Source organism: Phyllobacterium sp. P5_D12 (assembly GCF_054049495.1).
This window is the reverse complement of sequence record NZ_JBFUMG010000510.1, coordinates 1-3,215: the sequence shown is the minus strand read 5'-3', so window position 1 is coordinate 3,215 and position 3,215 is coordinate 1. Positions and strand designations below refer to the sequence as shown.

At 55.4% G+C, this 3,215-nt stretch carries 3 protein-coding genes; all 3 read right to left on the bottom strand.

Features of this window, described 5'->3' with window-relative positions; genetic code table 11:
* Nucleotides 1–189: 189 nt before the first annotated feature.
* Genes ACXJ5O_RS22670 through ACXJ5O_RS22660 form a run of 3 tightly spaced genes read right to left on the bottom strand, consistent with a single transcriptional unit; the run spans nucleotide 190 to nucleotide 2,694 of the window.
* A complete protein-coding gene (locus ACXJ5O_RS22670; protein WP_457301870.1) occupies nucleotides 190–969 on the bottom strand; it encodes a MetQ/NlpA family ABC transporter substrate-binding protein in 780 nt (259 codons plus the stop codon).
* 29 nt (nucleotides 970–998) lie between these two features.
* Nucleotides 999–1,664, bottom strand: coding sequence for a methionine ABC transporter permease (locus ACXJ5O_RS22665; protein WP_457301868.1), 666 nt, complete (start codon nucleotides 1,662–1,664; stop codon nucleotides 999–1,001).
* Nucleotides 1,654–2,694, bottom strand: coding sequence for a methionine ABC transporter ATP-binding protein (locus ACXJ5O_RS22660; RefSeq protein WP_457301869.1), 1,041 nt, complete (start codon nucleotides 2,692–2,694; stop codon nucleotides 1,654–1,656). The genes ACXJ5O_RS22665 and ACXJ5O_RS22660 overlap by 11 nt, the downstream gene beginning before the upstream one ends.
* Nucleotides 2,695–3,215 lie beyond the last annotated feature (521 nt).

Here is a 3,215-nt window from a genome sequence, read left to right as displayed (position 1 = left end):
GGATTTGGCCCGAATTCACCCGGCCCTTCGGGTTTCCGGCTGGCGGCCAACCACTTTGTCAGACGGCTTCGTCCGATGGGTAAACATCGGCCTCGCCACCTTCCGCGTGGATTGTCTCGCCATCCGCGAAACAGAACAGTTTCTATCTAGCCATGAAAGGCTCTAGGCGAGATTCTTTCCAAGATCAGGTTACCAGCTTGGAACGGCCGCACCCTTGTACTTGTCGAGAATGAACTGCTTCACCGGATCCGAATGGTAAGATTCAATGAGTGTCTTCACCCAGGGCTTGTCTTTGTCAGCAGTACGGACAGCGATGAGATTGACGTACGGAGCCTTTTCGCCTTCCTTCAGAATCGTACCGTTCATCGGATCAAGTCCTGCTTCAAGGGCATAGTTCGTATTGATCGCCGCGGCATCGACGTCATCAATCGAACGCGGTAGCTGGGCGGCATCTAGTTCAACGAACTTGAAATTCTTCTTGTTCTCCGTGATGTCGGCAGGCGTCACCTTCAGGCCAGCACCGTCCTTCAGCTTGATCGCACCCTTGTCGGCGAGAATAAGCAAGGCACGGCCACCATTGGTCGGATCATTCGGAATCGCAATGGTAGCCCCCTCAGCTAACTCGTCGAAACTCTTCACCTTTTTCGAATAGACGCCCATCGGAAAATTGACCGTGTAGGCGACGTCGACCAGATCGAATTTCCGGTCGGCAATCTGATTGTCGAGGTAAGGCTTGTGCTGAAAAGAATTGGCATCGAGCTCGCCATCGTTCAATGCCTGGTTTGGTACCACGTAGTCTGAAAACTCGAGGATCTGGATATCGAGACCCTTGGGCTTGGCGACCTCGGCAACCTTCTCGAGAATTTGCGCATGCTCGCCCGGTGTAACTCCGATCTTGATTGTTTCGGCCAGCGCACCAGTCGCGCCGAGGATCGCAACCAGGGCTGCTACACCAAGTATTTTCTTCAACATTTCATACTCCTGCTTTTATAACAAATTCAACGGGGACGGCTGCGCTTGTCGAATTGCCGCGCCAACCGGTCGCCGGCGCTCTGAACAAGCTGAACAAGTACGATCAACACCACAACGACGACGGCCATAACATCGGGCATGAAGCGTTGATAGCCGTAGCGGATACCAAGGTCGCCAAGGCCGCCGCCGCCAATCGCACCGACCATTGCCGCGTAACCGATCAAGCTGACGATCGTCAGGGTCAGTGCAGAGGCAATTCCAGGCCGCGCCTCTGCGAGCAGCACCTTGAAGACGATCTGCATCGGGCTTGCACCCATTGCGCGCGCTGCTTCCGTGAGACCAGGATCGACCTCACGAATTGCCGTTTCGACCAGACGAGCAACGAAGGGGATTGTCGCAATCGTCAACGGCACTATCGCAGCAGTGGTTCCTATTGATGTGCCCGCAACGAGCCGGGTGAACGGGATGATGGCAACGACCAGAATGATGAACGGCGTCGAACGCGTGGCGTTGACGATGGCGCCAAGCACCTTGTTGACCCAAGACGCAGCGAAAAGCTCGCCTCGCCCGCTCGTCGCCAGAAACACGCCGAGGGGAATGCCCAACAATGAACCAATCAGTCCGGCGACTGCCACCATATACAGCGTCTGGCCCGTCGCCTTGACGATGAGAGCAATGATATCAGCGGACATAGCCGACCACCTCCGATGACAGGCCGTGGTGGGCAAGGAACTGCCGGGCCTCGGCAATTTTTGCTTCATCGGAACGCAGGGAAACCACCAGCATGCCGAAAGGACGCCCCGCGATTTCATCGACTGCCCCGGCCATGATATTGACCTCGATGCCAAGATCGCTGCCAAGCCGCGCCAACATCGGTTCCGTGGCATTTTCGCCCTTGAATATGACGCGCAGAATGGTCCGGGAGCCGGGCTCCGGTCGCTGCGACATCCGGCTGGTCAGGAACTCCGGCAAATGCATGCCTGCGAGACCACCGAGAAGCGCCTTGGTCGTTTCGTGCACATGCCCGGTAAACACATCGAATGTCGGGCCTTGTTCGACGATGCGGCCGCCATCGATCACTGCAACATGGTCGGCGATGGCCTTCACCACTTCCATCTCATGGGTAATCAGAAGCACGGTCAGACCCAGCTCCTTGTTGATCTTCCGGAGAAGGGCAAGGATCGAGCGCGTGGTTTCTGGATCCAGTGCTGACGTCGCCTCATCGGAGAGCAGCAGTTTTGGTTCGGTTGCCAAAGCGCGTGCGATGCCGATGCGCTGTTTTTGGCCGCCCGAAAGCTCGGAAGGATACCGGTCGCGCTTGTCGGAAAGGCCGACCAGATCAAGCAAGGGCGCCACACGCTTTTCGATGTCTTGCCTTCCCATGCCGGCAATTTCAAGCGGCAGCGCTACGTTGCCGAAGGCGGTGCGCGAGGAGAGCAAATTGAAATGCTGGAAGATCATGCCGATCGAGCGGCGCACAGCGCGCAGATTTTTCTCCTCCAATCCAGCGATATCCACGCCATCAACGAGGATGCGGCCAGAACTCGGCTTTTCAAGTCCGTTGACGAGCCGGATCAGCGTCGACTTGCCCGCTCCAGAACGGCCGATGATCCCGGTTACCGATCCACGGGGTACCACGAGGTCTATATCGTTCAGCGCTACCACTTCGGCGCCAGTTTTCCCCGCCGCAAAGCGTTTGGCAACGCCTTCGAATACAACCATGGGATTGGCGGCCTCGGGCACAGCCGCTTCATTACCTGGTAGCACTTGCGGCGTACTCGTTGCCGTATTTCTCAAAACTGCCATGTTCATTTGCGGAGCTCGCACGTCCGCCCTGTTGCCTTTTTGGGGCCGTCTATACAGACCATCTTCGCGTTTCGATAGACCTTGACGACAGGCATCAACATTTTCAGCTCTGTTTGAGATATCTTTGGTGGCCGGAAGGCCTCGATAGAGATAACGATACGCAATGTTATCGCCCGACGACACGCAGCCGGTTTCATATTTGTATCAATTACGGGAATGTCTTTCCAAAACGGCCGCATCGGTCGGCACATCGGCTCTGTACCCTTCATACAGGGGAAAATTTCGACTCCGGGCGCTTGAAATTTGGCCGATAAGAGCTAATTCTAAAGAACTACTTACTTGACTGCGTAGCAAATCGAGTGGATTGAGCGACGGAATACATTTGAATAGAAAAAAGTTGTTTCAGAAATATTACTTTGAGCTTTATCGTATAGATT

Excerpts from the sequence above, each read along its gene's own strand:
- ACXJ5O_RS22660 (WP_457301869.1), bottom strand. The coding sequence starts at position 2,694 with ATGGTTGTATTCGAAGGCGTTGCCAAACGCTTTGCGGCGGGGAAAACT.
- ACXJ5O_RS22665 (WP_457301868.1), bottom strand. The coding sequence starts at position 1,664 with ATGTCCGCTGATATCATTGCTCTCATCGTCAAGGCGACGGGCCAGACG.